This is a genomic window from Clostridium lamae (assembly GCF_033043255.1).
Classification (GTDB): domain Bacteria; phylum Bacillota; class Clostridia; order Clostridiales; family Clostridiaceae; genus Clostridium; species Clostridium lamae.
This window is the reverse complement of the sequence record NZ_JASCQJ010000074.1, coordinates 1-5,483: the sequence shown is the minus strand read 5'-3', so window position 1 is coordinate 5,483 and position 5,483 is coordinate 1. Positions and strand designations below refer to the sequence as shown.

4 protein-coding genes, 2 tRNA genes and 1 rRNA gene are annotated in these 5,483 nt (G+C 28.7%); 5 read left to right on the top strand and 2 right to left on the bottom strand.

What is annotated here, in order from left to right; genetic code table 11:
- The 4 genes from QK892_RS18245 to QK892_RS18230 all read left to right on the top strand — a co-directional run bounded on the left by QK892_RS18245 (nucleotide 1) and on the right by QK892_RS18230 (nucleotide 1,547).
- A tRNA-Lys gene (locus QK892_RS18245) sits at nucleotides 1–76 on the top strand.
- 152 nt (nucleotides 77–228) lie between these two features.
- The gene (locus tag QK892_RS18240) at nucleotides 229–1,179 is read left to right on the top strand and encodes an L-lactate dehydrogenase (RefSeq protein ID WP_317274971.1); all 951 of its coding nucleotides are present in this window, start codon (nucleotides 229–231) and stop codon (nucleotides 1,177–1,179) included.
- A 170-nt stretch (nucleotides 1,180–1,349) separates the two neighbouring features.
- A 5S ribosomal RNA gene (gene rrf / locus QK892_RS18235) occupies nucleotides 1,350–1,466 on the top strand.
- Nucleotides 1,467–1,471: 5 nt separating this feature from the next.
- A tRNA-Lys gene (locus QK892_RS18230) sits at nucleotides 1,472–1,547 on the top strand.
- Between the two features lie 168 nt (nucleotides 1,548–1,715).
- On the opposite strand, the gene QK892_RS18225 is transcribed toward QK892_RS18230, so the two are convergent.
- On the bottom strand, nucleotides 1,716–3,305 hold the full coding sequence (locus tag QK892_RS18225; RefSeq protein ID WP_394855053.1) for an IS1182 family transposase: 1,590 nt from the start codon (nucleotides 3,303–3,305) through the stop codon (nucleotides 1,716–1,718).
- 130 nt (nucleotides 3,306–3,435) lie between these two features.
- Complete coding sequence (locus tag QK892_RS18220; RefSeq protein WP_317274970.1) at nucleotides 3,436–4,185, bottom strand: signal peptidase II; 750 nt, start codon at nucleotides 4,183–4,185, stop codon at nucleotides 3,436–3,438.
- A 174-nt stretch (nucleotides 4,186–4,359) separates the two neighbouring features.
- Between QK892_RS18220 and QK892_RS18215 the strand changes: the two genes are divergently transcribed.
- Nucleotides 4,360–5,163: a pyruvate, water dikinase regulatory protein gene (locus QK892_RS18215; protein ID WP_317274969.1), complete on the top strand. Its 804-nt coding sequence runs from the start codon at nucleotides 4,360–4,362 to the stop codon at nucleotides 5,161–5,163.
- Nucleotides 5,164–5,483 lie beyond the last annotated feature (320 nt).

The following is a 5,483-nucleotide window of genomic DNA, read 5'->3' as shown; positions in this document are numbered from 1 at the left end:
GCGTTATTAGCTCAGTTGGTAGAGCACCTGACTCTTAATCAGGGTGTCCCGGGTTCGATCCCCTGATAACGCACCAAAATCCTAAACATATGTTTAGGATTTTTTTTATTTAGAGATTAAATTACAATAAAGTAGCAAGAATAAATGTATTTATATATTTAATAATATAATTAATAGAAAATATGGTAAACTAGATATAGCTAAAAATAATTTGGTTGGAGGAATTTTATGTTTTCAAAGACAAGAAAAGTAGCTATAGTTGGAACTGGATTGGTTGGATCAAGTACTGCTTTTAGTTTAATAACTCAAGGAGTATGTGATGAGGTTCTAATGATAGACATTAATAGAGAAAAAGCTCTTGGTGAAGTGATGGATCTAAAGCACTGCATAGAGTATTTAAATAGGAATACAAAGATTAGCGTAGGATCATATGAAGAATGTGGAGATGTTGACATAGTAGTAATTACAGCAGGAGCTCCACCTAAACCAGGCGAAACAAGATTAGATACTCTGGATTTATCAGCAAGAATAGCAGAATCAATAGTAACACCTATAATGAATAGTGGTTTTAAGGGACATTTTATAATTATATCAAATCCTGTAGATATAATATCATATTATGTCTATAAGTTATCAGGATTACCTAAAAGTAATGTCATAGGTTCTGGGACTTCCGTTGATTCAGCAAGATTAAAGAATTTTATAGGAGACTTGTTGGATGTTGATCCTAGAAGTGTGCAAGCGTATTCTATGGGCGAACACGGTGATTCTCAAATGGTTCCATGGTCACATGTGTATATAGGTGGAAAGCCTTTTAGTAAGGTTATTGAGGACAACAGAGATAGAGTAGGAGAGATAGATTTAGATAAGTTGGTACTAGATACAGCTAAAGCGGGTTGGGAAGTTTATAATAGAAAAGGAACTACATATTATGCAATAGCATCAGCCACTGCTGGTATAATAAAAGCCATAATAAATGATGAAAATAAGATAATTCCCGTTTCTACACTATTAGAAGGTGAATATGGAGAATATGATGTGTTTACTGGCGTTCCAGCAGTTCTTAATAGTGAAGGTGTAAAGGAAGTTGTAGAAATAGATATGACAGAAGAAGAGCTTAATAAGTTTAAGTGGTCGAATAAAGTAATAAAACAATATATAGAGAAGTTAAATAAGTAATGAAAAGCCATCAGGAATTAATTTTAGTTTTCTTGGTGGCTTTATATAATATATTTTCTATGAAAATTAAATTTATTTATAGTAAATATAAAAAAATAAAATTATTTTAAAAAATATGTTGACATTAATACAATATGTCTATATAATAAGTTCTTGTTGAGGGAAAAATATCTGGTGATGATGGCGTAGAGGAAACACTCCTCTCCATTCCGAACAGGAAAGTTAAGCTCTACAGCGCCGATGGTACTGCATGGGAGACTGTGTGGGAGAGTAGGACGTTGCCAGGTAACAAGGTTTACTAGCTCATTCGGTAGAGCACTTGACTTTTAATCAAGGTGTACCGGGTTCGATTCCCGGGTAAGCCACCAAAGGGGCTGTCTCGTAAATGATTTTTTATCATTTACGTAGACAGTCCTTTTTTTATTATTTATACATGATTATTTAAAATTTTTATGGTAATTATCACTACTTTAAAGTATTTTGGAGACAACAAATAGAAGGTATCATTTGAACCTCCTATTTGTAAAATTATTACTTTAAGCTATTTTCATTTTGTGTAATAATATTCCATTTCTATTTTGAATTGTTTTATTAAATAATTTTTTAATGTTGTACCCAAAGCAAAGAAGTAAAAATTCAACTTTTATATTTTTCTTTCCACGAAGCAAGAATCTTCTAAATCCATAGTCTTGTTTTAATATCCCAAATGCTCCCTCGACCTGAATAGATCTATTCATTCTTAATAACTTCCCTTCGGGAGTCGTTATATTCCCTAATGATTTTTCACGATGTTTTATAAAATTTTTCGAAACATGTAATCTTTTATTACCTTTAGCTTTAGTGCATTTATTCTTATAAGGACACCCACTACAATTTTCACATTCATATATAGTAATTGTTGATACATAACCTGACTTAGAATTTCTATATGTAGTTGAAACTGGGATTAATTTGTTTCCTAAAGAACATATATAATAATCATCTTCGATAATATAAGTCATATTTTCTCTTTTACTTATATCTCTTTTTGATTTTTTAGATTTTGATTTTTCATAAGTTTGTGGTTTTATATAAGAATTTTGATTATGCTCTGATAGGTAATTATAATTTTCTTCGCTTTCGTATCCAGCGTCAGCTATAACATTTTCAAACTTCATAGGTAATTCTTTTTCTAATTTATCTAGGAAGGGTATTAAGGTTAATTGATCTGAACGCTCACTAGATACATCAACTCCAACGATATATTCACCTTCAACACCAATTTGCATATTATATCCAGGTTTTAATTGACCATTTTTCATATAGTCTTCCTTCATATGCATGAAGGTAGCATCGTTATCTGTCTTTGAAAAACTATTTCTCCCATTAAATATACCGTTATAATTATCATATTTACTTTGTTTTTCAATAAATTCATTTAAAATTTCCATGTACTTCTGTAACTTGCTTTTTCTTTTACCTTTGCCTTGAACAAATTCTATATTATTAGCTATTTTAATATCCTCAAGTTTATCTAATATTTTCATAATTGTATCAACAGTTATCTTATCTTCAAATTTATCTATATTAATATAAAACTCTAATGAAAGGTCAGATAAGACTTTCTTTATTTTTTCTTGAAGTTTATTTTCAAATTTATCTGTAGCTTTTTTCCATACAAAAGTATACTTATTAGCATTCGCTTCGATTTTTGTACCATCAATAAATATATTTTTATATGCTATTTCATCTATTTCACCTAACTTCATTACTAATTGACTAAATAGATTATCAATACATTTTTCTAAATGATTTACTCTGAATCTTGCAATTGTATTATGATCCGGAGCCTTTTGCCCCTGCAAAAGCCATATAAAGTTTATGTCACGGGTGCATGCTGTTTCAATTTCTCTACTAGAATACAACTTATTCATATATGCATAAACTATAATTCTAAATAAAATGACAGGATTAACTGCTGGATTTCTACCTAATGTAGAGTATGTTTCATATAATTTTCTATAATTTAATTCCTCCGTAACTTCAAATAGCAGTCTTACTGAATCATCTTCTCTTGGTATAAAAGTAGCCTGTATAGGGAAACCTATTTGATGCATAGGTATCACATTTTTATTAAATGATTTCATAATGATATTATTATGCGCAAAAAGGAAGTTCAAATACGAACTTCCTTTTTTTAATCGGCTAGTATCAAAATTTATTTTGATACAGCCCCTTTTTTATTTTTACATAAAAAAATAGAAGGATCAGTCCTTCTTATTTTCTTAGTATATCTTTTTTCATAAATGTTAAAAATTCTTTTATTGACTTCCAATCATCCTTTAAACTTGAATTATCGTCTTCTTTAAAATACCCTTTCACATAGATTAGCATAATAAAGAATAATATTCCTAAATTAATATAAATATCTTTAAAATCAGCGATAAACAAGTTACTTATCCCTATAAAATCTAAACTACCACCATAAAAGACTTTATCTATTAAAGAACACAATGCACCAGTAGTAATGAATAAAAATGACATATCAGCCCAGAAATCTTTATTTCCTTTTGATAGATAATATCTATAGATTTCTATAAATAGAATAACAGCAAGAAGATTAAAGAATATTAATGCTGAAAATCCAACACCTAAACCGAAGCGTGCATTAAGCCATGAGCCATCAGTATTAATTATTGGATCAAATGAAAGAAAGTTTTTTATAATTTCAATGTATTTATCAAAGAAAAAAAACTTTATTATTATTTTAGTAACTTGATCAATTAACATAAGAATTATAAATATTATAACAACTATTTTACTATCAAAACCTTTATAGTGTTTTTTCGATATAAAGTAAATAAGCCATCCAGTTAGAGCAAAAACAGAAGTTAGTACTAAGTTCATGAGGAGAGTATAAAAATCATTAACTCTACCAGTTATAATTTCAAATGCAAAATATAGAAGCCACATTATTGGAAGCAAGGCTATAGTCAACCATTTTTCTTTATTAAATTTATTAGACATTTTTCTCCTCCTAGACAATATAAGATATAAAGATTTTAACATAGATATTTTTAAATTCACATAACTATGACAAATTATTTTGATTCTTGTTATAATATAGGTAAAATAATGAATATTAAAATTATTTACATAAATAATAATGTAATAAGATAAAAGTGGTAGGAGGTAGTAGAGTTGTTGAAAATTTTTGCGGTGTCAGATTCTATAGGAGAAACAGCAGAACAAGTATCATTAGCGGCTGCAAGTCAGTTTAAAGGAGAGGTAGAGGTTAAAAGAATACCTTATATAAAAGAACTTGATGATGTAGAAGACTTAATGAGGGAAATCAATGAAGTTGAGAGCTGCATTATAGTATCTACTATAATTACAGTAAATGTAAGAGAATATTTAACACAGAAGTGTTTAGAAAAGAATATATCTATAATAAATGTACTTGGACCAATTGTAAATGTAGCATCTTCTATGCTAAATAAAATGCCGGATAATAATCCAGGAGCTATGAGAAATATAGATGATATATATTATAAAAGAATAGAAGCAATGGAATTTGCAATGCAATATGACGATAGTAAGGATTATAGAGGGTTAAAAAATGCAGATGTAGTTTTAGTAGGACTATCAAGAACATCTAAAACACCTTTATGTATGTATTTAGCTAATAAGGGTCTAAAGGCTATAAACATTCCACTTATGCCTGAGGTGGAAATACCTAAAGAGTTATTCGAGATAGATAGGAAGAAGGTTTTTGGATTAGTAATAGATCCACTTCATCTAATAGAAATTAGAAAAAGAAGGCTGGATAAATTTCATAGAATACCTACAGGAATTGAATATGCAAGTGATTCTAGAATTTTAGAAGAATTCGATTTTTCAGATAGTGTAATGAGAAGAATAGGATGTAAAACTATAGATGTAACTCAAAGGGCAATAGAAGATACTGCACTTATAATATTAAAATATTTGGGGTATAGTAAGTAGTATAATAAAGCTCTTGAGCGAGGGATTAAAGTATATTTAAATGCAATTAATATAAGGTTATAAATATATTTTTATGTAATAATACGTACTCATCGCTTGAGAGCTTTAACATATTATAAAAATATTAAAAAATATGTTGACAGATTTTAATTAAGGTGATAATATTTAATTCGTTCCTTACGAAACGAGTTTTCACGGCAACAAAATTGAATGAAAAATTCAATAAAAAAGTTGTTGACAAGAAAAATGTTAAGTGATAAGATAAGGAAGTCGCTTGAGGGCGACGAAGAAAATGGTCTTTGAAAATTGAACAGAATATA

Coding starts and splice junctions, on each gene's coding strand:
- QK892_RS18240 (WP_317274971.1), top strand. CDS start 229: ATGTTTTCAAAGACAAGAAAAGTAGCTATAGTTGGAACTGGATTGGTT.
- QK892_RS18225 (WP_394855053.1), bottom strand. CDS start 3,305: ATGAAATCATTTAATAAAAATGTGATACCTATGCATCAAATAGGTTTC.
- QK892_RS18220 (WP_317274970.1), bottom strand. CDS start 4,185: ATGTCTAATAAATTTAATAAAGAAAAATGGTTGACTATAGCCTTGCTT.